The 23,202-nt window shown below is 31.1% G+C and carries 23 protein-coding genes; 13 read left to right on the top strand and 10 right to left on the bottom strand.

Annotated features, from left to right (window positions below):
* Positions 1-40 precede the first annotated feature (40 nt).
* Genes Q4517_RS05930 through Q4517_RS05905 form a run of 6 tightly spaced genes read left to right on the top strand, consistent with a single transcriptional unit; the run spans position 41 to position 6,166 of the window.
* Entirely contained in the window at positions 41-1,006 is a 966-nt protein-coding gene (locus Q4517_RS05930) for a stage II sporulation protein M (RefSeq protein ID WP_303507323.1), read from the top strand.
* Positions 999-1,850 (top strand): hypothetical protein, encoded by an 852-nt coding sequence (locus Q4517_RS05925; protein WP_303507321.1) that lies wholly within the window; start codon positions 999-1,001, stop codon positions 1,848-1,850. The genes Q4517_RS05930 and Q4517_RS05925 overlap by 8 nt, the downstream gene beginning before the upstream one ends.
* Before the next feature lie 4 nt (positions 1,851-1,854).
* A complete protein-coding gene (locus Q4517_RS05920; RefSeq protein ID WP_303507318.1) occupies positions 1,855-2,589 on the top strand; it encodes a DUF4129 domain-containing protein in 735 nt (244 codons plus the stop codon).
* Between the two features lies 1 nt (position 2,590).
* Positions 2,591-3,826 (top strand): DUF4350 domain-containing protein, encoded by a 1,236-nt coding sequence (locus Q4517_RS05915; RefSeq protein WP_303507316.1) that lies wholly within the window; start codon positions 2,591-2,593, stop codon positions 3,824-3,826.
* A 1-nt stretch (position 3,827) separates the two neighbouring features.
* A complete protein-coding gene (locus tag Q4517_RS05910; RefSeq protein WP_303507313.1) occupies positions 3,828-4,832 on the top strand; it encodes a MoxR family ATPase in 1,005 nt (334 codons plus the stop codon).
* 2 nt (positions 4,833-4,834) lie between these two features.
* A complete protein-coding gene (locus Q4517_RS05905) occupies positions 4,835-6,166 on the top strand; it encodes a DUF58 domain-containing protein (protein ID WP_303507543.1) in 1,332 nt (443 codons plus the stop codon).
* A 50-nt stretch (positions 6,167-6,216) separates the two neighbouring features.
* On the opposite strand, the gene Q4517_RS05900 is transcribed toward Q4517_RS05905, so the two are convergent.
* The 3 genes from Q4517_RS05900 to Q4517_RS05890 are packed head-to-tail and all read right to left on the bottom strand — an operon-like array spanning position 6,217 to position 7,181.
* On the bottom strand, positions 6,217-6,543 hold the full coding sequence (locus Q4517_RS05900) for a CCC motif membrane protein (RefSeq protein ID WP_303507311.1): 327 nt from the start codon (positions 6,541-6,543) through the stop codon (positions 6,217-6,219).
* Positions 6,544-6,557: 14 nt separating this feature from the next.
* Positions 6,558-6,851 (bottom strand): DUF2752 domain-containing protein, encoded by a 294-nt coding sequence (locus Q4517_RS05895; protein ID WP_303507306.1) that lies wholly within the window; start codon positions 6,849-6,851, stop codon positions 6,558-6,560.
* Between the two features lie 6 nt (positions 6,852-6,857).
* Entirely contained in the window at positions 6,858-7,181 is a 324-nt protein-coding gene (locus Q4517_RS05890) for a YbaB/EbfC family nucleoid-associated protein (RefSeq protein WP_303507304.1), read from the bottom strand.
* 141 nt (positions 7,182-7,322) lie between these two features.
* Here Q4517_RS05890 and Q4517_RS05885 point away from each other — a divergent pair, with 141 nt between their 5' ends.
* A complete protein-coding gene (locus tag Q4517_RS05885; protein ID WP_303507302.1) occupies positions 7,323-9,419 on the top strand; it encodes a S9 family peptidase in 2,097 nt (698 codons plus the stop codon).
* A gap of 114 nt (positions 9,420-9,533) precedes the next feature.
* Positions 9,534-10,529, top strand: coding sequence for a PLP-dependent cysteine synthase family protein (locus Q4517_RS05880; protein WP_303507300.1), 996 nt, complete (start codon positions 9,534-9,536; stop codon positions 10,527-10,529).
* A 269-nt stretch (positions 10,530-10,798) separates the two neighbouring features.
* Here Q4517_RS05880 and Q4517_RS05875 read toward each other — a convergent pair whose 3' ends face one another.
* Complete coding sequence (locus Q4517_RS05875) at positions 10,799-11,464, bottom strand: hypothetical protein (RefSeq protein ID WP_303507298.1); 666 nt, start codon at positions 11,462-11,464, stop codon at positions 10,799-10,801.
* A 100-nt stretch (positions 11,465-11,564) separates the two neighbouring features.
* The gene (locus tag Q4517_RS05870) at positions 11,565-12,821 is read right to left on the bottom strand and encodes a DUF1343 domain-containing protein (protein ID WP_303507296.1); all 1,257 of its coding nucleotides are present in this window, start codon (positions 12,819-12,821) and stop codon (positions 11,565-11,567) included.
* A 137-nt stretch (positions 12,822-12,958) separates the two neighbouring features.
* Here Q4517_RS05870 and Q4517_RS05865 point away from each other — a divergent pair, with 137 nt between their 5' ends.
* Together Q4517_RS05865 and Q4517_RS05860 are read left to right on the top strand one after the other, a co-directional pair.
* Positions 12,959-14,194, top strand: coding sequence for an FtsX-like permease family protein (locus tag Q4517_RS05865; protein WP_303507293.1), 1,236 nt, complete (start codon positions 12,959-12,961; stop codon positions 14,192-14,194).
* A 22-nt stretch (positions 14,195-14,216) separates the two neighbouring features.
* Positions 14,217-15,575, top strand: a complete 1,359-nt coding sequence (locus Q4517_RS05860; protein WP_303507291.1) for a pyridoxal-phosphate dependent enzyme — start codon at positions 14,217-14,219, stop codon at positions 15,573-15,575.
* A gap of 236 nt (positions 15,576-15,811) precedes the next feature.
* Here Q4517_RS05860 and lipA read toward each other — a convergent pair whose 3' ends face one another.
* The 4 genes from lipA to Q4517_RS05840 form a co-directional block, all read right to left on the bottom strand.
* Positions 15,812-16,681: a lipoyl synthase gene (gene lipA / locus Q4517_RS05855; RefSeq protein ID WP_115901092.1), complete on the bottom strand. Its 870-nt coding sequence runs from the start codon at positions 16,679-16,681 to the stop codon at positions 15,812-15,814.
* Between the two features lie 38 nt (positions 16,682-16,719).
* Entirely contained in the window at positions 16,720-17,940 is a 1,221-nt protein-coding gene (locus tag Q4517_RS05850) for an Nramp family divalent metal transporter (RefSeq protein WP_303507288.1), read from the bottom strand.
* A gap of 107 nt (positions 17,941-18,047) precedes the next feature.
* The gene (locus tag Q4517_RS05845) at positions 18,048-18,611 is read right to left on the bottom strand and encodes an RNA polymerase sigma factor (protein WP_115901090.1); all 564 of its coding nucleotides are present in this window, start codon (positions 18,609-18,611) and stop codon (positions 18,048-18,050) included.
* Positions 18,612-18,870: 259 nt separating this feature from the next.
* Positions 18,871-19,074 carry a membrane or secreted protein gene (locus tag Q4517_RS05840; RefSeq protein ID WP_115901089.1) on the bottom strand — a complete coding sequence of 68 codons (204 nt, stop codon included), beginning with the start codon at positions 19,072-19,074 and terminating at the stop codon, positions 18,871-18,873.
* A gap of 133 nt (positions 19,075-19,207) precedes the next feature.
* Here Q4517_RS05840 and aqpZ point away from each other — a divergent pair, with 133 nt between their 5' ends.
* Positions 19,208-19,894 carry an aquaporin Z gene (aqpZ, locus tag Q4517_RS05835; RefSeq protein WP_115901088.1) on the top strand — a complete coding sequence of 229 codons (687 nt, stop codon included), beginning with the start codon at positions 19,208-19,210 and terminating at the stop codon, positions 19,892-19,894.
* Between the two features lie 33 nt (positions 19,895-19,927).
* Here aqpZ and Q4517_RS05830 read toward each other — a convergent pair whose 3' ends face one another.
* Complete coding sequence (locus tag Q4517_RS05830) at positions 19,928-20,590, bottom strand: hypothetical protein (protein WP_303507277.1); 663 nt, start codon at positions 20,588-20,590, stop codon at positions 19,928-19,930.
* 508 nt (positions 20,591-21,098) lie between these two features.
* Here Q4517_RS05830 and Q4517_RS05825 point away from each other — a divergent pair.
* Both Q4517_RS05825 and Q4517_RS05820 read left to right on the top strand, forming a co-directional pair.
* Positions 21,099-21,272: a hypothetical protein gene (locus Q4517_RS05825; protein WP_303507275.1), complete on the top strand. Its 174-nt coding sequence runs from the start codon at positions 21,099-21,101 to the stop codon at positions 21,270-21,272.
* 56 nt (positions 21,273-21,328) lie between these two features.
* Positions 21,329-23,200, top strand: a complete 1,872-nt coding sequence (locus Q4517_RS05820; protein ID WP_303507273.1) for a hypothetical protein — start codon at positions 21,329-21,331, stop codon at positions 23,198-23,200.
* Positions 23,201-23,202: the final 2 nt, after the last annotated feature.

The following is a 23,202-nucleotide window of genomic DNA, read 5'->3' as shown; positions in this document are numbered from 1 at the left end:
GAGAAATTTCTCAACAAATATGCTTTAATTTTTTTAATACATGAGAGAAGCTGCTTTTGTAAATAAGAATAAAGAAAAGTGGCAGCTTTTTGAAGATGCGCTGTATAATAAAACAGTTATTTCACCAGATAAACTATCTGATTTATATGTGGAGTTAACTGATGATTTGAGTTACGCCAAAACCTTTTACCCTAACGGAAATACGGTGATATACTTGAATTCGATAGCATCCGCAGCACATCAAAAAATTTATAAAACAAAAAAAGAAAGCAAAAACAGGTTTGTTAGTTTTTTTAAAACGGAATTTCCTTTAATGTTTTATAATCATCAAAAACAATTACTGATTGCGTTTTTAGTATTTGCTTTTTTTTCAATTTGTGGTGCTTTTTCAGCGGCAACTGATATTGATTTTGTTCGCCTTATTTTAGGAGATGGTTATGTAAATATGACTCTGGAGAATATTGAAAATGGAGATCCAATGGCTGTATATAAGAAAGCTAATGAAGTAGATATGTTTATTGGAATTACTGTAAATAATATAAAAGTAGCCATGTATGCCTTTGTATTAGGAATGCTGTTTTCGGTAGGAACCTTATACATTATGATGCAAAACGGAATAATGTTAGGCTCTTTTTTGTATTTTTTTTATGAAAAAGGATTGTTTTGGGAATCGTCAAGAACTATTTGGATTCACGGAACTATAGAAATATCAGTAATTGTTATTGCTGGATGTGCAGGATTGGTGTTGGGTAATGGGTTATTATTTCCAAAAACCTACTCGCGATTAGAATCGTTTAAAAGAAGCATGAAAGACGGATTAAAAATAATGGTAAGTACCGTTCCTTTTTTTATTGTTGCAGGATTTTTAGAAGGTTTTGTAACCCGTCATACAGAAATGCCCGATTGGTTAGCAATTTTAATTATTGTTACCTCATTAGCATTAATCATATTATATTACGTCATTTACCCAGTTAAAGTTTATAAAAATCAACAAACCCATGCATAAAGAATACGTAGAGTTTAAAAAAGAAAGAGATTTAGGAAGTATTATTTCAGATGCTTTTAAATTTATAAGATTAGAAGGAAAACAGTTTTTTTTAACCATTTTAAAAGTAGCTGCAATACCTATTGTTATAGCAGTAGCTTCTATGATTTATTACATGATGTCAATGTCTTCGTTAATTAGCCAAGAAACAAGTGCAGTTGTTGGAATGATGGGGTCAGTGTTTATTATGATGATAGCTTATTTAGTAGCTATCGTTTACATAAACTTAGCAGGTATGTATTATATTAAATCATACATAGATAATAAGGGAGTAGTTAGGCAAGAAGACGTTGTAATCAACACAAAAGCTAAGTTTTGGTCGTTTACAGGGTTTGGTATTTTAGCAGGGTTACTATTATTTGCCAGTGCAATGTTATGTGTATTACCAATGTTTTATACTTGGCCAGCATTATCTTTAGGTGCTTCAATTTTAGTGTTTGAAAATGAAACAGCTTCTGGAGCAGTAGGGAAATGTTTTAACTTTATAAGTGGATATTTTTGGGAAACTTTTGGGGTGATTTTTGTAGTATCTATTTTAGTAAGTGTTCTAGGGTATGTATTTCAAATACCAGCAACCATATACCAATTAATAAGTATAGGAATAGGTTCAGGAAGTGATGATCCAGCGCAAGTTTTTGGATTTTTTGGAGATCCTATTTACTTGATTTTAAATGTTATTTCAATAGCAGGTCAGCTAATGTTTTATTCAATTACTTTAATAACCAACGTACTTTTATATTTTGATATTAATGAAAGAAAGAACCTTACAGGAACTATTGAAAGAATTGATAGTATAGGACAGTAATCTTTTGAAGCAGTTTCTTTTTTACATAGCGTTTTTTATTTGCTCAATCACTGTTTTTTCTCAGGAAGAAAAAAAAGAGATTCGATATGATGATACTATTATTGAACAAAAAAAGTTTGATGCTCAAAAAATAGAGGAGTACAAGCAAAAAGATGAATTTATATACATCGTAGAAAAAAGAGAACCTACTATTTTAGAAAAAGTATGGGATTGGTTAAAACGAACCGTCGTAAAAATACTCTCTTATATTTTTGATGATATCACCCCAGCAGTGGGATTCTTACGTGTTGTTTTAAAGATTTTACCTTATGTAATTGCAGGCTTAGTATTATTTTTTATTATAAAATTCTTTTTAAAAGTAAATGCGCGTAATATTATTGATGGTAAAAAAGTTAAGCCTATTGTGCATTTATCGGAGGAAGAAGAGTTAATTAAAGACAAAGACTTACCAAAGTTAATACAAGAAGCAATTTCTGTAAGAAATTATCAATTAGCTATACGTTATTACTACTTGCTATTATTGAAAAGTTTGTCAGATAAAGAATTTATTTCTTGGCAACAAGAAAAAACAAACGAAGATTATATAAAAGAACTATCATCTAAAAAACAATTGTATAGCGATTTTAAAAAGCTAACTTATTTATACGATTATGTGTGGTATGGTGAGTTTTCAATAGATGAAGAAAAATTCATACAAGCAGAGAGTAATTTTAAAAATACACTAGCTAAAATTTATTAATTTGGATAAAAAACTTAAAATATACATTGGTTTATTAGTGCTTATAGTGCTCGGTATTTTTTATGTTGAGTCTGTAAAGCCTAAAGAAATCAATTGGTATCCAAGTTATGCTGCAAAACATAAAATTCCGTATGGTACGTATGTATTGCATAAAGAAATGTCGAGTTTATTTCCAAAAAGAGAAGTAAAAAATGTATATCAAAATCCGTATGTATACTTAAAAGATGATAAGAATAACGGAATCTATTTTTTTCTTGATAATAAAGTGAATTTTGATAAAGATGAGTTGAATGAACTTTTAGAGTTTGCAGATAGAGGAAATGATGTGTTTATTGCAACTAATGGAATTTATTTAGATACATTACAAACAGAAACAAGCTATTTAACTACTTCCGCGTTTGAGGAAAAAGCGTATCAAAAAATGAGTAATCCTATTTTTGGAGGAAAAGAGTATCATTTTGATAGAGATTTTTCAAAACTATATTTTTCAGAAGTAGATACACTCAACACAACTATTTTAGGTGAGTTGGTAATACGAAATGAAAAAGATTCTATTATCAGTAAAAAGCCAAATTTTATCAAAGTAAAACACGGAGAAGGTAATTTTTACTTACATACGTTTCCGCAGGCGTTTACGAATTATAACATGCTATTAGATAATAATTATGAGTATGTAGCTAATGTATTGTCGTATCTAAATAGCCCGAGTAAAGAAGAAGAAGGAGTTGGTTCTAACAGTAGCAAGGCCATTTTATGGGATACCTATTATAAGACTGGAAAAAGTAGAATAACCTCACCGATGCATTATATTTTATCAACCCAATCGTTAAAATGGGCATATTACATAGCGTTGATAGGCGTATTGTTTTTTATCATTTTTAAAGGAAAACGTAATCAGCGATTAATTCCTGTAATTACACCATTAAAAAATCAAACATTGGCTTTTACACGTACGATAGCCAATATGTATTACGAAAAATCAGATCATAAAAATATAGCTGAACATAAAATCAACTACTTTTTAGAATATATCAGAATAAAATACCGATTATCAACTTTAAACATAGACGAACGTTTTCATAAAAACCTTGCTAATAGAAGTGGTAATTCAGAAGAAAAAGTAGTTGCTTTATTTAAAAAGATAGAACAAATACAGTCAAAATCAAGTATAACCGAAGAAGATTTAATAGCCTTAAATAAAGCTATTGAAGCTTTTAAAGCATATAAAAGAGAATAGGATGGATACAGAAAACAATCCAATAGAAAATACGAACGAGCTATTTTCAAGTAGAGTAGACTTGTCGAAATTAAAAGAAGCGGTTGTAAAAATAAAAGAGCAACTAGGGAAAGTAATTGTAGGTCAAGAAGAGTTTATGGAGTTACTGTTGGTTTCTTTATTAGCTGACGGCCATGTATTGATTGAAGGTGTTCCTGGAGTTGCTAAAACGGTAACAGCAAAACTATTAGCAAAAACCATTGCTACGGATTTTAGCAGAATTCAATTTACGCCTGATTTAATGCCTTCGGATGTATTAGGAACTTCGGTTTTAAACATGAAAACATCTGATTTCGAGTTTAAAAAAGGACCAATTTTCTCTAACATTGTGTTGATTGATGAAATTAACAGAGCACCAGCAAAAACACAAGCAGCATTGTTTGAGGTGATGGAAGAAAAACAAATTACTATGGATGGAACTCAATATACTATGAACCCTCCATTTATGGTATTAGCAACTCAAAATCCAATAGAACAGGAGGGAACGTATGCTTTACCAGAAGCACAATTAGACCGTTTCTTATTCAAAATAAATGTTGGGTATCCAAATTTAGATGAAGAAATACAAATTATCACAGCTCATAACGAGCGTAAAGGAGCCTTACCACAAACTCAAGTGGAAGCAGTATTAACAGAAACTGAACTATTAGAATATAGAAGCAAGGTTTTTGAGGTGTTGGTAGAAGAAAAGATTATCAAATATATAGCGCAACTCATTTCTAATACGCGTAATAATGCACATTTGTATTTAGGAGGTTCACCAAGAGCAAGTATTGCAGTATTAATGGCGTCTAAAGCATTTGCAGCAATTAACGGACGCGATTTTGTGATTCCTGAAGATGTAAAAAAGAGTATTTATCCAGTATTACGTCATAGAATTATGTTAACTCCTGAACGTGAAATGGAAGGGATGACAGCCGATAAGGTGATTGAAATGATTGTACAATCTGTAGAAGTTCCAAGATAGTGATTCAATTCTTTAAATCGTTATACGTACACAATCGCTTTTTTATCTATATAAGCGCTGTTTCGGCTTTATTCTTACTGTCGTTTTGGATTCCTGCACTTTATGCAGCAACGTGGATGTTGGTGTGGCTATTTTTGATAGCAATGTGTATTGATGTGCTTATTTTATATCGGTTTAAAAACGGATTTTCAGCTAAAAGAATCGTATCAGAAAAATTATCAAATTCTGATGATAATGAAATAGCTATAACCTTAGAAAATAATTATCCGTTTCAAGTTTTTATTTCGTTGATTGATGAATTGCCAGTACAATTTCAAAAAAGAGATTTTGAACATGAAATGTCTTTGAAACCTGGAGAGAAATCGACCTACACTTATAGTGTTAGACCAGTTGAAAGAGGAGAATACAAATTTGGGAAAGTAAATGTGTTTATATCTTCTTTTTTGCAGATGTTTTCTAAACGTTATTCGTTTTCTGCAGAAGAAAGTGTAAAAGTATATCCGTCATATATACAAATGAAAAAGTATGAGTTTCTAGCGATGCACAATAACTTAACGGAGTTTGGTATGAAGAAAATACGACGAATAGGGCATACGATGGAGTTTGAGCAGATAAAAAACTATATTCCTGGTGACGATGTACGTACCATAAACTGGAAAGCAACTGCTAAAAGAGCAGAGTTGATGGTGAATCAATATCAAGATGAAAAATCACAACCCATCTATTCAATTATCGATTTAGGTCGTGTGATGAAAATGCCTTTTGAAGGGTTGAAGTTACTAGACTATGCAATTAATTCAACCTTAGCCTTTTCAAACATAGCTTTATTAAAAAATGATAAAGCAGGTATGCTGACGTTTTCTAAAAAAGTAGAAAAAATAGTAGCAGCCAGTAATAAGAAAACAAATTTATCGGTAATAAACGAAGAGTTGTATAATATTACAACCGATTTTTCAGATGCTAATTTTGCACTGTTATATGCGAATATCAAAAGAAAAATAAATCAACGAGGCTTACTGATTTTATATACCAATTTTGAGCATATATCGGCGTTAAAAAGGCAATTGCCATATTTAAAAGCAATAGCTAAAAAACATTTATTAGTAACCGTTTTCTTTGAAAATACGGAGTTAGATACGTTAATAACTGAAAATGCAGAAGATTTACAAAGTGTGTATCACAAAACCATTGCAGAGAAATATGCTTACGAAAAACGTTTGATGATAAAAGAATTAGAGAAAAATGCGGTACATGCTATTTTAACCAAACCACAACATTTATCGGTTAATGTAATTAACAAATACCTTGAGTTTAAAGCAAAAGGAATGATATAAAAAAAAGCGACCATTTGGTCGCTTTTTTTATATCAATAGGAGTTATACAGTTATTGCATATTTTCTAACTGTTCTCTTAATAATTCAGGGTCTTGTAGTGCATCCCAACCAAAGAATAAAATCATTCCTACCATAGTAATTATATATAATGAACTTAAAATAACACCAATAATAGCCAAAATCTTACCAACTTTAACATTATTGATTCCATCATATTCATCTGGGCTTTCATTATATAAAGCTGTAGCCTTTTTTGCTAAAACTAAAGCAACAACACCAAGAATTAACCCAATAAAGCCATAACAACAGCATCCTAAAATTGAAATGATTCCTAATACTAAAACACCTGTAGAATTTGGTAATTTTTGTTTTTCCATAGTTTTTCTAAAGTTTAAATTAATTGATTCATTTTTATAACATAACTACTCACAATGATAATTACATTAATAACGGCCAATATACTGATTATTTTTTGAGCATATTTTACTTTATAGAATAAGTTAATGCCTACAACAAAAGCTAAAAGCAATAAAGTATATATAGCAGGGTACATTTTAAAAGCTGCTATAAATTCCCCATGAAAAACTAAACTTAAAGCACGTTGTATACCACAACCTAAACAATCAACTCCAAAAAACTGTTTGTTTAAACAGGGTAACATATAATCTTCTAGCTGTAAAAACATAAGATATTATTTAAACATATCCATTCCAGGAATATTAGGCATTCCACTTTTAGCAGCAACAGCTAATTCTTGCTCATTAATTTCACCGGCACGTTTCAATGCTTTATTTAACGCTAAGATTAAATAGTCTTCTAATTCTTCTTTGTCTTCTAATAAAGACTCATCTACTGTAATAGCTTTAACTTCGCGATTAGCAGTAACGGTAACTTTTACATTTCCTCCAGCAATTGCTTCATCAATTAAAACGGTATCTAATCGTTTTTTTGTTTCTTCTACTTTTTGTTGGGCTTCTTGTAGTTTACCCATCATTCCAGAAATATCTCCGAACATTATTGTACAGTTTTTTTATGATTTACTTAACAACAAAAATAGTATTTTCACAAGAAATATAAACTAACTTAAAAAATGAAAAAAATAATGCTACCAGCTTTGTTTTTTAGTCTTATTTTTGGTTCTTGCAAAAAACAAGAAATGAATAAAGATATCAAAGCCCCAGTTGCTGAAAAGCAACCAACTACTTTAGAGAAACACGGAGATATACGTACTGATGATTATTTTTGGATGCGTTTAACTGATGCTCAAAAAAATGCAGAAGTTAAAGACGAGCAAACTCAAAAAGTATACGATTACTTAAATGCAGAGAACGCTTATTATGAAGAAATGACAAAAGAAACTAAAGAGTTTCAAGAAGAGTTATTTCAAGAAATGAAAGGGCGCATAAAAGAAGATGATGAGTCAGTACCATACAAAAAAGATGGGTATTTTTACATAACTCGTTATGAAAAAGGACAGCAATACCCAATTTATAGCCGTAAAAAAGAAACTTTAGAGGCTGAAGAGGAGATCATGTTCAATGTGAATAAGGAAGCAAAAGGATATGATTATTTTCAGCTAGGAGGGTTAAATGTGTCACCAGATAATAAAATGACAGCTTTTGCTACAGACACAGTTAGTCGTCGTCAATATTTTATTAGAATTAAAAACTTAGAAACTGGTAAAATCTATAAAGATATTATTGAGAATACCACCGGAGGTTCTGTATGGGCAAATGATAATAAAACGTTGTTTTATGCTAAAAAAGATCCTGTAACGTTACGTTCTTCAAAGATTTACAAACATACGTTGGGTTCTGATGCATCTTTAGATGAATTAGTGTATGAAGAAAAAGACGATACGTTCGGAGCTTTTGTTACCAAATCAAAATCTAAGGATTATATCATAATAGGTTCGTATAGTACAGTTTCAACAGAATATCATGTATTAGATGCTAATAATCCTGATGGAGAATTACAAATAATTCAACCACGTGAGCGTGATTTAGAATATGAAGTAGCACACTACGGAGATCATTTTTATATTAAAACCAATAAGGACGGAGCAACCAATTTTAAGTTGATGAAAACTCCTATAGATAAGCCTGGGAAAGAAAACTGGGTAGATGTAATTCCACATAGAGAAGATACCTTATTTGAAGATTTTTCAATTTTTAAAGACTACTTAGTTTTAGAAGAAAGAAACGAAGGATTGAATAAAATCCGTATTAAACGATGGGATGGAACTGAAGATTACTACTTACCTTTTGAAGAAGAAACCTATTCAGCAGGAGTATATGGTAATCCTGAGTTTGATACAGAGGTAATCCGCTACTCATATAATTCAATGACAACTCCAAGTTCTGTGATTGATTTCAACATGAAGGATAGATCAAAAGAAATCAAAAAAGAGCAAGAAGTTTTAGGAGGAAAGTTTGATAAAAATAATTATGTAAGCAAGCGTATTTGGGTACCTGCTCGTGATGGTAAAAAAGTAGCGTTATCAATTGTACATCATAAAGATACCAAGCTTGATAAAAACACACCAATTTTACAATATGCGTACGGTTCTTATGGATATACAATTAATGATGGATTTTCAACAACACGTTTAAGTTTATTAGATCGTGGATTTGTATATGCTTTAGCGCATATTAGAGGAAGTCAGTATTTAGGACGTGAGTGGTACGAAGATGGTAAAATGTTGAATAAGAAAAATACATTTACCGATTTTATTGATTGTTCTAAATATTTAATAGATAGCGGTTATACATCACCAGAACATTTATATGCTATGGGAGGCTCAGCAGGAGGTTTATTAATGGGGGCGATTGTAAATATGAATCCTGAGTTATATAACGGAATCATAGCTGCGGTGCCTTTTGTTGATGTAATTTCTACCATGCTAGATGATAGTATTCCTTTAACAACAGGTGAGTATGATGAATGGGGTAATCCGAACGATAAAGAATACTATGATTACATTAAGTCGTATTCTCCATACGATCAAGTAGTAGTAAAATCATACCCAAACATGTTAGTAACCACAGGTTTACACGACAGTCAAGTACAGTATTGGGAGCCTGCAAAATGGGTTGCGAAACTACGCGATGTAAAAACAGATAATAACCTATTATTCTTACATACAAATATGGAAGCAGGTCATGGAGGAGCCTCAGGAAGGTTTGATGCTTTAAAAGAAACTGCAGAAGAATATACGTTCTTTTTAATGTTAGAAGGTAAGTTAAAAAAATAATTATATTTTTGCGCTCGATTGAGTGTAAGTGTCATTGTGAAAGCAACGAACAATCTCAACAGATTTTTCGTGTCTGTTTTTCGTAATGACACTTTTTCTTATTTAAAAACTATAATGGAAAGACATCAAGGTATAACCAATTCAATAATAGATTTAGTAGGTCAAACCCCCATGATTCAACTGCATCGAATTACCCAAGACTTACCGGGTACTTACTATGCAAAAGTTGAAGCATTTAACCCAGGGCACTCTGCTAAAGATAGAATTGCATTGCATATCATAGAAACAGCAGAACAAAAAGGAATCGTAAAAGAAGGAGATATTATTGTTGAAACAACATCTGGTAACACAGGGTTTTCATTGGCAATGATTAGTATTGTAAAAGGATATCGATGTATTTTGGCAGTGAGTGATAAGTCTTCTCAAGACAAAATAGACATGTTAAAGTCTATGGGAGCAGAAGTACATGTTTGTCCTGCAAATGTTACTCCTGACGATCCTTGTTCGTATTACGAAGTAGCTAAAAGATTACATAGAGAAAATCCAGGGTCTATTTATATCAATCAGTATTTTAATGAACTAAATATTGAAGCACATTATAAGAGTACGGGACCAGAAATTTGGGAACAAACCGACGGAAAAGTAACCCACGTAGTTGCAGCAAGCGGGACAGGAGGAACGATTTCTGGAACCGCCCGTTATTTAAAAGAACAAAATCCTGATATTCAAATTTTAGGAGTCGATGCGATGGGCTCAGTGATTAAAAAGTATCATGAAACAGGTGAGTTTGATTCAAATGAAATTAGTCCCTATAAAATAGAAGGTTTAGGTAAAAACTTAATTCCAACTTCTACTGATTTTGATGTGGTAGATGTGTACGAAAAAGTATCCGATAAAGAAGCTGCTTTAAAAGCTAGAGAATTAGTAAAAGCAGAAGGAATTTTCGCAGGGTATACTTCAGGAGCAGCTTTACAGGCTACACAACAATATGCTGATAATGGTTTTTTTGATGAAAGTAGTATAGTAGTCGTAATTTTACCAGACCATGGGTCTCGTTATATGAATAAAATTTATTCAAACGACTGGATGAAAGAGCAGGGGTTTTTATAGAAGGCACTTATTTACTCTAGTAGTCCTTAGGAAGGGTTTCCTTTAATTAACAATTTAGCAAACTGGGGAGTTAAATATAGGTGTTCGGTGTTTATGAGAGGGATATAATATAAAGTAGAAAATAGAATTAGAAACAGATTTTTATTACCTAACATTAAAGAGTAGAACTTCTTATTGATTTATTATTTTCTGATATAACTTTAAATATGTAGTTTCACTTTGGTTTATCAAACTATCTCTACGCTTAACTATAGCTGGTGTTTAGTGTTTTATTCGTCTATGAATTTTTCGAACATTTTTTCCCACTTATTACTATGAATATCAGTAACAAATTTGTTACCTATAATTAAAGTTATTCCTGCGTACGTTAGTGAGAAGAAAGATAAAACCTTTTTCGCATGGTCTATCAGTTCATATGCCATTTTGTATGGTACTGAAGTGTCAATCTCAATATCTTCATTATGAGCAAGCAATTTATCGCGAATAGTTTTTAGTTTTTGAATATTCTCTACCAAAGGGGTATTAATTTCTTCTGCTTCAAAAAAGTAAGTTGAATGTTTTATGAATTTTCTATTTGAGTCACTTTTAAGTAGTTTTATAAACTCTGGATGGAAACCAAATTTGTAAAGATTTAATTCTGATTCTGAGCGAAATTTAGATAGTTCTTCTGATAGATTTTGTTCTTTAGTTATTTTATATAAACTTTTTAAACAACGAGTTGGGTATTTTTTGCTTGGTTCGTCATACAAACGAGATAGAGCTAAAACCATTTCTGTATAAGTTAAATTATAAATAATATAAGCAATATCTTTTTTATTTTGACTTTCTATATTACTATAGGATTTAGAAATTTTTTCATTTAATTTTAATGACCTTTCAGCTATTTGAACCTCTTTAAGAAGTCCTTTGATAATAATGTTTTTTATTTTATTCATTGATATGGCGTCCAACATGATTAATGATATAATTCTGTTTTAATAAATTATATCCATTAAAAATAAAATTAGTATTTAAAGTGTTAAAAATCAAATAGAATTACTCATACAACAAATATTGCTCACGTATCTTTTTAAAGTCGTTTAAACCTTGTTGCCAACTTTCTTTGATTTCCTCTTCAGAAAGTCCTTGTTCAATTTGTTCTTGTAGTTTGGTAGTACCTGCTAGTTTGGTAAAAAAAGCATTGAAAAAGTCATTTTTTGGAGACTGTTTATACGCTTTTACTAACCAACTAAGGTTTAGGTTAACCAAACGTTCAGAAGCGCTTAAATCTTCGCCAAAACACATTTTTTCTTTATGTTTTGGGTGTTTTGCACCTTCATTGGGCTGTGGCGTAAAACTATAGTCAGATTTTTCTAAAAAAGGTGAACCATAAATTTGAAATTGTTTGTCGGTTCCTCTTCCTGCAGATACATTGGTTCCTTCAAAAAAGCATAAACTAGGATATAGGTTTATTGAAACATCGTTAGGTAAATTAGGCGAAGGTTTTATCGGCAAACTATATGTTGATTGATGTGTATAATTTTCTAAAGGAATTACAGTTAAATCACACTGAATACCATTCGCTAACCATTTTTCTCCGTTAATCATTTGTCCGTATTCTCCAATCGTCATTCCATAAACCACAGGTACAGGGTGCATACCTACAAAGCTTTTGTGTTCACGTTCTAACATTGGTCCGTCAATATAATGTCCGTTCGGATTAGGTCTGTCAAGTAATATGACAGGAATATTAGCCTCGGCACAAGCTTCCATTACATAATGCAGTGTAGAAATATAGGTATAAAAACGTGCGCCTACATCTTGAATATCAAAAACTACCACATCAATTCCGTTTAATTGTTCAGGAGAAGGTTTTTTATTTTTTCCGTATAAAGAAATAATAGGAATCCCCGTTTTTACGTCTTTTCCATCCGCTATGGCTTCACCAGCATCCGCTTTTCCTCGAAAACCATGCTCAGGAGCAAAAACTTTTTGTACGTTAATTCCTTCGTAATTATGGAGGTAATCCACTAAATGATGTGTAATTTGCTTAGATCCCATTACATTTGGTGCAACTTCCGCTCTTTGTAAAACTTGTAAAGCTGAAGTTTGATTAGCAACAATGGCTATGTTTTTATTTTTTAACAGTGAAAGGTATTGGTCGGTTCTATCAGCACCCGTTTTAATGGTTTTTGGTTCTTCTTGTTTTATAACTTCTTTAGCGGTAGATTTTTGTTGCTGTTGTGCACAAGAATAAAATTGAAAATTGAATACTAAAAAAATTAAAAAAACGAAATTGAAAGAAAGCTTCATCTATAAAAAATTAAAACATAAAGGTACAGATTTCTATTTTTTAAGAATAATAAAAGTTAAAGAATTAAAACCTAGGTATTCTTCTCTTTCTTTACACAAGAATTAGTTACTTTTGATTTTGTAAAAAATACAACCATTTGAACTTCGAACTATTCATAGCAAAACGAATCATTGCAGGAAAACAGTATAAAAGCAGTATTTCATCACCAATCATTACTATTGCAACCATTGCTATTGCTTTGGGGGTTGCAATTATGTTGATTGCAGTATCAATTACCTCAGGATTTCAGAATAAGGTGCGTGATAAAATGACTGGTTTTAAAGGGCATATTCAGATTGTAAATTATGATAATAACAATTCAGATGTTTCAACAGTTCCGATTGATATAAATCAAGAGTTTTATCCAGAGTTTAAAAATATTGACGGCATAAAAAAAGTACAACCTTTTGCTAATGTGGGGGGAATCATTAGAACTCCAACTGATTTTGAAGGAATTATTTTTAAAGGCGTTTTGGCTGATTATGATTTTACTTTTTTTAATGAGTGTTTAGTTGAAGGTCGTCTACCAGATTTTACTCAGGATAGAAACCGAGAAATTCTAATTTCAGAATCTATAGCAAATCGATTGCATTTTAAGCTCAACGATACAATTCAAACTTGGTTTGGAGCAGAAAATAGTAGTTTAAAGTTCAAATCTAGAAAACCAATTATTGTAGGTATATACAACACAGGTTTTGAACAGTTTGATAAGATTATGTTGTTAGGAGATTTAAGAGAAGTACAAAAAATTAATCGTTGGAAAGATAATGAGGTAGGTGGTTTTGAAGTATTGATTGATGATTATGATAAGCTAAAAGAAAAAGGAGATGAAGTATATACAAGTATTGGTGCAACTTTAAATAGTATTACAATTGTAAGTAATTATCCTGCTATTTTTGAGTGGTTAAAATTACTAGATAATAATGTATGGTTTATCATAGGAATAATGGTGTTAGTTGCAGGAATAAATATGGTAACAGCATTGTTAGTGCTTATTTTAGAACGTGTACAAATGGTCGGAATTTTAAAAGCATTAGGAAGCGTAAATTGGAGTATCCGAAAAATATTTTTATACAATGCTTCTTACTTAATTTTAAAAGGATTGTTCTGGGGAAATCTTATCGGGCTTAGTATACTTTTAATTCAAAAATATACGAAGCTAATAAGTTTAGATCCTGAAACTTATTATGTGTCAACAATGCCTGTAGATATTAATTTATTGGCAATTTTATTGTTGAATTTAGGTACGTTAGCCTTGTGTTTTTTAATGCTAATTGTTCCTTCATATATCATCACAAAAATCCGCCCTTCAAAATCCATTCGATTTGCTTAGTTTTGCATAACATTAATTAGATATGAAGTACGCAAAAAATATATTAGAAACTATTGGTAACACACCTTTAGTTCAACTAAACTCAGTAACAAAAGAAGTAGATGCTTTAGTGTTGGCTAAAGTAGAAACATTTAATCCAGGAAACTCTGTAAAAGACCGCATGGCGTTGAAAATGATTGAAGATGCCGAAGCAGATGGTCGTTTAAAACCAGGAGGTACTATTATTGAAGGGACTTCAGGTAATACAGGAATGGGATTAGCATTAGCGGCTATTGTAAAGGGATACAAGTGTATTTTTGTAATTTCAGATAAACAATCTAAAGAAAAAATGGATATCCTACGTGCAGTAGGAGCAGAGGTAGTTGTTTGTCCCACGAATGTAGAACCAGATGACCCTCGTTCATATTATTCTGTATCTAAACGTTTAGGTGAAGAAACACCAAACTCTTGGTATGTAAATCAATATGACAACCCGTCAAACGCACAAGCGCATTACGAGCAAACAGGACCAGAGATTTGGGAACAAACAGATGGTAAAATCACACACTTTGTAGTTGGAGTAGGAACGGGTGGAACAGTTTCTGGTACTGCGAAGTTTTTAAAAGAAAAAAATCCAAATATTAAAATTTGGGGAGTTGATACGTATGGTTCGGTTTTTAAAAAGTATCATGAGACTGGTGTTTTTGATGAAAATGAAATCTACCCATATATTACAGAAGGAATTGGAGAAGATATTTTACCAAAGAATGTTGATTTCTCTTTAATAGATGGATTTACAAAAGTAACTGATAAAGATGCGGCTATTTATACACGTAAAATAGCGAAAGAAGAAGGTGTTTTTGTTGGAAACTCAGCAGGATCAGCTATTAAAGGATTATTACAGTTAAAAGACGAGTTTAAACCTGATGATGTAGTGGTAGTATTATTTCATGATCATGGAAGTCGTTATGTAGGAAAAATGTTTAATGACGATTGGATGCGTGATAGAGGATTCTTAGATGAAGAAATTACTACAGCTGAAGATTTAATTAAAGATCATATAGATAAACCATTAGTAACTGTTCAAACAGAAGAATTAGTGTCGCATGCTATCGAAAGAATGCGTGCATTTAAAATATCACAAATCCCAGTAAGAGATGTAAATGGTTTTGTAGGTTCTGTAGATGAGTCTACATTATTACATAGTTACTTAGAAGATAAAAATATAGCAGAAAAGCCTATTAAAGATATAATGGGTAAAGGATACCCAATAGTTAAAAAATCAGCTTCTATAGACGAAGTGTCGAAGTTAATTAACAAAGAAAATCAAGCTGTGTTAGTTGATTTAGAAAACGGAAAGCACCATATAATTACTAAGTATGATATTATTAGAGCTATTTAAGTAGTTCTATAATAAATAAAAAAACAGGAAGCCCGCTCAATTGAGCGGGCTTCTTTGTTAATCAACTAATTCAAATAATTTACACAATGAAAACAATGTTACTTGCTTACGGTATTGTTGTTTCCAATATCTGTGCCAAAATTATAAATAAAAAGCTGTACTTTATTTAACTTTTAATTATTTGACATTTTTTTAACGTTAAAGCGTTAAAAAGTTAATAATTCTTTAATTTAATGTTAGCTAGCGTGTTTATGTGCTTTATATGATGAACGTACTAAAGCACCGCTTTCCACGTACATAAAGCCCATTTCTAACCCTAATGTTTCGTATTTCTTGAACTGGTCAGGTGTTATGAATTCCTTAACAGGTAAGTGTTTTTTACTAGGCTGTAAATATTGACCAATGGTTATAACATCTAATCCAACACCGCGTAAGTCTTTCATGGTTTGTATTACTTCGTCTTCTGTTTCACCTAAACCAAGCATAATTCCAGATTTGGTACGCATTCCGCTATCTTTTAGGTATTTTAAAACACCTAAACTGCGATCGTATTTTGCTTGAATACGAACTTCACGAGTTAAACGACGTACAGTTTCCATATTGTGAGAAACTACTTCAGGAGCTACTTCAATAATACGGTCTATCAACTTTTCGTTTCCTTGAAAATCTGGAATTAGAGTTTCTAAAGTCGTATTTGGATTAGCTCTACGGATAGCTTGTACCGTTTCAGACCAAATAATAGAACCTCCATCTTTCAAGTCATCACGGTCAACCGAAGTAATTACCGCATGCTTAATATCCATTATTTTTATTGAGCGAGCTACTTTTTCAGGTTCATCCCATTCTACAGTATCAGGACGTCCAGTCTTAACACCACAAAATCCACAAGAACGTGTACAGGTATTCCCTAAAATCATAAAGGTAGCTGTACCTTCTCCCCAGCATTCTCCCATGTTAGGGCAGCTTCCACTGGTACAAATGGTGTTTAGTTTATATTTATCAACAAGCCCTCTTAGTTCTGTGTATTTCTTTCCTACAGGTAATTTTACACGTAACCATTTTGGTTTTTTCGTTCTTTCTGGTGTTGCTACAGTTTCGTTTGCCATTCCATAAAAATTGAACTGCAAATTTACAAAGAAAAGATTTATAAACTAAGTAAAAACCAAATACTAAATCCAAACAAAAAAACAATACCTACAAGACTTAAAATACGTAAACCTATACCTGGTCTGTGTTTTTGGGGTGTATACTTACCAGTGATTAAAATATAGTTTAGGATTGCATAAAAAGGAGCTGTTAGAAAAGATAATACTGTGGCTATTCGTACAAGAAAAATCATATCACTTAAAAAATAGTACAAAATAACTGAGGTTCCAAGCGTTAGCAGTATTAACCAAAACCAATAACCTAATTTTATTTTTTTAGGGAAAAGTAAAAAAGAAGATTTTTCCATGGCTCTTGGAGAAGCATCTAAAGTTGTAATAGTAGTACTAAACATAGTTGTAAAAGCTGCTACCCCAATAAAAACAGAAGAAAATTCTCCTAAGTTTTTAGTATATAAGTTGATGAGTTGAGAGGCAAAAGTGATTCCTTTACTAGAGAAAGATTCTCCTGATTGATACATAACCAATGCTCCTAACATAACGAAGCATACTCCTAAAAATAAAGCTCCAATATATCCAACGTTAAAATCAAAAATAGCTTGTTTAGGTTTTATTTTTTCAAAAGTAACTTTGTCTTTTTCTACCGACCATAAAGAATGCCAAATAGAAATATCTAACGGTGCAGGCATCCATCCTAAAAAAGCAATTAAAAATGTTACTTGAGCAGTTCCGCTAGGTATTATTTGTTGAAAACTAAAACCTTTATTGGTTTTAAATAAAGCAATGTTTACTGCTACTATAGTACTAATGGTTAAAATAGCAATAATGTACTTCATTAGGTTGTCTAAAAACTTGTATTTTCCTATGCCTAAGAGTACAATACTAACGAACATAATTAGTACAGACCAAGTAACTAAATCAAAGGAAGTACCAAAAAGGTTAGAAGCCAAACTAGCTGTAACAATGGTAACAGCTGCTTGAATGGTAAACATGGTAGCGATATTTAAGATAAAGTAGCTTATTAAAACTCCTTTTCCTAATTTTTTATATCCATCTAACAACGTTTCACCTGTTGCAGCTGCATATCTAGGCCCAAACTGAAAGAATGGGTATTTAATAATATGTACTAAGAGTAATGCCCAAAGTAAGCCAAATCCAAAATCGGCACCAGCTCTGGTTGATTGTACTAAATGAGAAACACCTATGGCAGCTCCAGCAAATAAAATTCCAGGACCCAATAAGTTTAAAAGAGACTTTTTCATTGATTGGAGAGGATTTTAGTTTACTATAAAACCTGTTTAGGTTCTTTTAAGCTGTTAGAAAATAATTTTAAAATCATAAAAACCTGAATTTTAAAGGTTTTTGCAATTTATGATTTCTTTATTATTTCAGCTAATAATTTTTTGGCACGAAGTAATTTTACCTTTACATTATTCATGGGCTCTCCAATTTGTTCAGAGATTTCTTTATAACTTAACTCTTGAAAGTAACGAAGATTGATGACTTCTTGATATTTTGGTTTTAATTTTTTTATGTCCTTTAGAAGCTTTGCTAAATTTTGCTCGGTAATAATTTTGTCTTCTGGAGAAGGAGCATTATCAACAACAGCATATACCTCTTTTTCTTGCTCTTCAGTTGTTTGTGTGTAGATGGTAGATTTTTTCTTTCGAAGAGAATCTATATATACGTTTTTAGAAATTGTAATTAACCAAGTTTTAAATTGATAACTCTCATCAAAAGTCTCAATTCTATCAAAAGCTTTAGAAAAAGTTTGAATGGTAATATCTTCAGCATCGTTATCATTTTTGGTTTTTTTCAGCTGAAAAGCGTATACAGTTCCCCAAAAAGTGTCTAACAAATAATTAAATGATATTTGATTCCCGTTTTTTGCTTGTTGAATGTGATGAAGAACTTTTTCTTGATTTATTTCCAATGCTTAGGTTTCGAAATTTGACTTGATATAAAGATACTAATTTGCAGCAATACTAAACAAATATCAAGGAATGGTAGCAATAAAACAATATTTTTTATGCAGTTTTGATTTTCTAAGAGGGATATCATATCTTGAATAAGATAACAAGTAATCATAAAGGAAAAATACATCACTTACACAGCTGTAACTACTACAAAAGTGTAGAACAGGATAATAAATATCATAAAAAAAGCAAAAGGTTAGTTGAGAAGTGTTATGCCTAATTATGTTCTGGTTCACTACATGTATCGAACTGATCTGGGGTTTTACCACAAAATCCACAAGCTTCACCACTTTCGTTTAACATCGGGTTTTGGCTAGCACAAGTACCAGCAAACTCTCCGTCTTTTTTTGCCCAAATTTTAATGGCAATTCCAGCAAATGCTAACGCTAATAATCCTATGGTAACAAAAATTAATTTCATGATGTATTGTTTTGTAGTGCAAAGATACGAACTTCCTTTTTTTCTATATAAAATAAAAAGAGATTTATAAGATTGTGACTTTTATGTATTTGAGGGTCTTAATTATATAATCAATTAATTTAAAGACATAGATATGAAAAAATATTTTGCTGAGTTTTTCGGGACATTTTGGTTAGTTTTTGGAGGTTGTGGTAGTGCTATTTTTGCAGCAGGTTTTCCAGAGTTAGGAATTGGTTTTGCAGGCGTTGCATTGGCTTTTGGTTTAACAGTGTTAACAATGGCATATGCTGTTGGACATATTTCTGGAGGTCATTTTAATCCTGCCGTTACTATAGGTTTATGGGTAGGAGGAAATCATACAACAAAAGAGGTATTTCCTTACATTATTTCTCAATTAGTTGGTGCTGTTTTAGCAGCTACTTGTTTGTACATAATCGTAACAAATAATAGCGGGTTTGAATCATTAGGTGGTTTTGCCGCGAATGGCTATGGAGAGTTGTCTCCTGGAGGGTATAATTTAACAGCAGCTTTTGTAGCGGAGTTTTTGTTAACCATGTTTTTCTTGCTAATAATTTTAGGAAGTATTCATAAAAATGCACCTAAAGGTTTTGCTCCAATTGCTATTGGTTTAGGATTAACTTTAATTCATTTAATAAGTATTCCTATTACAAACACTTCTGTGAATCCAGCACGTTCTATGAGTCAAGCATTATTTACTGGTGGAGGTTATTTGTCACAAGTATGGTTGTTTTGGGTTGCACCAATTGCAGGAGCAGTTGTAGGAGGCTTAATTTATAAAACTTTATTAGATAAAGAGTAGTGTAAGTGATATAGAAATAAAAACGCCGTTAATTTAATTATTAACGGCGTTTGTACTTTCTATAGAAAAACCTTCTTTCTCAAGAATGTAAGGTGTAATAGGATCTAATTCTTTCAAAGTTTCAGGATGTACGCCTCTAGCTGTAAAAAATTCTCTTTCTCCTTTTGTATTACTTCCATACCAAAAATTCTCCTTACCATCAGTGAAAAACTCCATACCTTTGGTAAGTGTTACTTTTTTAAAGCGGTCAATATCTATATGGTATAAAGTGTTTTTAATAGCTTCTTTATTTGTACATGATGCCTTTTCATAATGATCTTCTTTCCATATAATACAATTACTAGTTTCGTAATTAATATATAAAAATGAAGGAATAGCTAACATAGGAATTAGAGTAAATACGATAGACTTTTTATACTTAGCAATACAAATGAGGCAAATCTTTTTCTTTTTTGTAGAGCCTAAAAAATCTGCATAGTTTTTATATCCGAGATACTCGGCTATTAAATCCTTTAATTCAATTTTAGGCTCTCCAGCATCATTTTCAATATTGTTTACATACTTCTTATAATAATTGGAAAGAGTTCTTCTATTTATTTGATATTTAGGTTTTGAAGCATCATTACCTAAGTATACATTTACAAAATAGGTGAAACAACCATTAGTAGTCTTATTTTCAACAGCTTCGTCTTTCATTAGCCCCTGTAATAACTCAGTAAATAACTCCTTTAGAGGCTCTTTTTTATTTTTTCTAGTAGATAAACACTTAAAGAAATGTTTAAAGCAAAAAATAAAGTCAACGTCGTTTAGTATAGTCTTAAAGTCATTTTCCATGGTAGTTGGTTGGTTTATACAAAGTTATAAAGTTTGGAAAAAGTATGGAAAAGGAAAACCGTAAAATGAGAAAATCTTTTCCAACTTCTTTTCCATCCATTTTCCACAATCTCATTTGAAGTCAGTTCTATGTTTGTACCAGAATCAATCGAGAAATTAAAAAGAAAACAAATTGATTGGTTCTAATTAAAAGATGAACTATCGGTAGAATTTCTTAGGGGGAAGCTACTTAATAATACCGATGTTCATCTCTACTTCCCGCGAAAGAGGCGCGCGACTCTTTTAAAAATTCTACACCCAACATGGTGTAACTGTAGCTAAGCAAAGTGCTTGGACAGGATAAATATTATCAATTTTTAAAAGTAACAAAATGAACAAGGTTTTATTAATTATAACATTTTTAGTAACAAACGGAATCTATACTATAAATACAAACTCAACCACTGTAGTACCACAAACAGACTCTACAGAAACAACGACAAGTGATACAGGGGGAGAGGAAGATCAAGATCCAGATGTACCAGAAGATCCAGATGGAAATTAATAAGTTAAAGATAAAGGAGATGTTTTACATCTCCTTTTTTATATTATTTTTATTGAATGATAAGAAAAATAAAAGGTTTCCATTTAATATTAATAATTAGTCTACTCATTAATTGTAAACTTGAAAAGAAAGTAGATAAAACTCAGAAGGAAAAACTACCTTGTATTGAGAGGTTAGAAAAAAGTTTAAAGGATTATGAACAAGCAAAAAGAGAATCTAGAAAAGAAGATCAAATCTCTTCAGGAAAAAGAATAGTTTACTGTTCCTTTGAATTAAAACAATATAATAGAGTTATAAGCTATGGAAAAGAAATAATAAACTTACTAAAAGGTAGTGGAGATTTAAAGTCTTATTCTTATGTATATTATCATATAGGATTAGGCTATCGTTACTTAAAACAAAATGATAGTACATATTATTATTATACAAAATCTAATGAGATTAATATAAAGTTACAAGATAGTTTAAAAATAATGGAAAGATTTTATAATATCGCTAGTTTAGAATCTGAGGAAGAACTCTATTTAAAAAGTGATTCTACAGCAATCCAAGGGTTAAAATATATAAGCAATAACCATAAATCTAATAACATTATATGTTCTATTTATAATTGCTTAGGAATAAACTCAAGAAACCAAGGAGCCTATGATAAAGCTATAAAATATTACAATTTAGCTACAGAAACAACCAATGATAGTTTAAGGAAAATAAGATACATGGGGAATAAAGCGGTAGTTTATAAGTATGATAAAAAGTATAGAAAAGCCTTAGATATATATGATAAAATAATAAAAAACAGTTTTTTTAATAAAATAGAGTTAAAGCTAAAATTCAAAATATTAGATAATTATACATATACAAAGTATTTATTAGGGGAAAAAGTTCATGTTAATGATTTTTTTAAAGTTCAAAGGTTAAAAGATAGTATAAATAATTATGCAGGTTTAATAACCAATTACTCATACATATCAGATTATTTTTATAATAAAGACTCTGATAAATCTCTATTCTATGCTCAAAAAATGTACGATTTATCAAAGGAAAGAGAAAGACCTAATGATAGAATAGAAGCAATAGATAAGCTCATTAAATTAGTTGAAGGTAAAGCTCTTAAAAAGTATGCGATTGAAAGAAGTTTTCTAAAAGATAGTATAATTGATGCTAGAAGAAAGTCAAGAAATAAATTAGTTAAAACGATATATAACTTTGATCTGTTAAAAGAGCAGAAATTAAAAGCAGAAATTAAAACGGAACAACAAAAATCGCAAAAACAACTCTGGATTTTTGCAGTAATTCTTACCATTCTATCCTCAATAGTATATTTCTTTTATAAAAGAGAAAAAAATAAAAAAGAAAAAGCCATAGAAGTCTACAATACAGAAACCCGTTTGGCAAAAAAAATACACGATGAATTGGCAAACGATGTATATGCGGTAATGAATACACTACAAAATACATCAGTAACAGATGAAAGATTGCTCACGAGAGTAGAGAAAATATATGCACAAACCAGAGATATTTCTCACGAAAATAGCCCTGTGCTCACAGGTGAACACTTTGAGAATTTCTTAAAGCAACTGTTTTTAGACTTTACGAACGATCGTTGTAAAGTAATCCATAAAGGATTGCAAGAAGTAAACATAAACCAGTTCGCTAAAGAAAAACAAATAGTAGTGTATAGAGCCTTACAAGAGCTCTTGGTAAACATGAAAAAGTACAGCGAAGCAACGTTGGTGCTTATCACTTTTTCAGTAGAAAAAAACAAACTATCAGTAGCCTATCAAGACAACGGAAAAGGAGTTGAAAACCTCTCTGTAAAAAATGGTTTGCAAAATATGGAAACCCGTATTAAATCAGTAGGAGGGTTTATTACTTTTGAATCAAAGCAAGAAAAAGGATTTCAAGCAAAGTTTCAATTTAAAAAGTAGTT

Source organism: Tenacibaculum sp. 1_MG-2023 (genome assembly GCF_030547425.1).
GTDB lineage: Bacteria > Bacteroidota > Bacteroidia > Flavobacteriales > Flavobacteriaceae > Polaribacter.
The sequence above is the reverse complement of the archived record's forward strand: the minus strand, read 5'-3'. Positions and strand labels throughout refer to the sequence as shown.

Bases quoted from the DNA above. Each gene is read 5' to 3' on its own strand.
- Q4517_RS05930 (WP_303507323.1), top strand. From the start codon at position 41: ATGAGAGAAGCTGCTTTTGTAAATAAGAATAAAGAAAAGTGGCAGCTT.
- Q4517_RS05925 (WP_303507321.1), top strand. From the start codon at position 999: ATGCATAAAGAATACGTAGAGTTTAAAAAAGAAAGAGATTTAGGAAGT.
- Q4517_RS05910 (WP_303507313.1), top strand. From the start codon at position 3,828: ATGGATACAGAAAACAATCCAATAGAAAATACGAACGAGCTATTTTCA.
- Q4517_RS05900 (WP_303507311.1), bottom strand. From the start codon at position 6,543: ATGGAAAAACAAAAATTACCAAATTCTACAGGTGTTTTAGTATTAGGA.
- Q4517_RS05895 (WP_303507306.1), bottom strand. From the start codon at position 6,851: ATGTTTTTACAGCTAGAAGATTATATGTTACCCTGTTTAAACAAACAG.
- Q4517_RS05890 (WP_303507304.1), bottom strand. From the start codon at position 7,181: ATGTTCGGAGATATTTCTGGAATGATGGGTAAACTACAAGAAGCCCAA.
- Q4517_RS05885 (WP_303507302.1), top strand. From the start codon at position 7,323: ATGAATAAAGATATCAAAGCCCCAGTTGCTGAAAAGCAACCAACTACT.
- Q4517_RS05880 (WP_303507300.1), top strand. From the start codon at position 9,534: ATGGAAAGACATCAAGGTATAACCAATTCAATAATAGATTTAGTAGGT.
- Q4517_RS05875 (WP_303507298.1), bottom strand. From the start codon at position 11,464: ATGAATAAAATAAAAAACATTATTATCAAAGGACTTCTTAAAGAGGTT.
- Q4517_RS05870 (WP_303507296.1), bottom strand. From the start codon at position 12,821: ATGAAGCTTTCTTTCAATTTCGTTTTTTTAATTTTTTTAGTATTCAAT.
- Q4517_RS05860 (WP_303507291.1), top strand. From the start codon at position 14,217: ATGAAGTACGCAAAAAATATATTAGAAACTATTGGTAACACACCTTTA.
- lipA (WP_115901092.1), bottom strand. From the start codon at position 16,681: ATGGCAAACGAAACTGTAGCAACACCAGAAAGAACGAAAAAACCAAAA.
- Q4517_RS05850 (WP_303507288.1), bottom strand. From the start codon at position 17,940: ATGAAAAAGTCTCTTTTAAACTTATTGGGTCCTGGAATTTTATTTGCT.
- Q4517_RS05840 (WP_115901089.1), bottom strand. From the start codon at position 19,074: ATGAAATTAATTTTTGTTACCATAGGATTATTAGCGTTAGCATTTGCT.
- aqpZ (WP_115901088.1), top strand. From the start codon at position 19,208: ATGAAAAAATATTTTGCTGAGTTTTTCGGGACATTTTGGTTAGTTTTT.
- Q4517_RS05830 (WP_303507277.1), bottom strand. From the start codon at position 20,590: ATGAAAGACGAAGCTGTTGAAAATAAGACTACTAATGGTTGTTTCACC.
- Q4517_RS05825 (WP_303507275.1), top strand. From the start codon at position 21,099: ATGAACAAGGTTTTATTAATTATAACATTTTTAGTAACAAACGGAATC.
- Q4517_RS05820 (WP_303507273.1), top strand. From the start codon at position 21,329: ATGATAAGAAAAATAAAAGGTTTCCATTTAATATTAATAATTAGTCTA.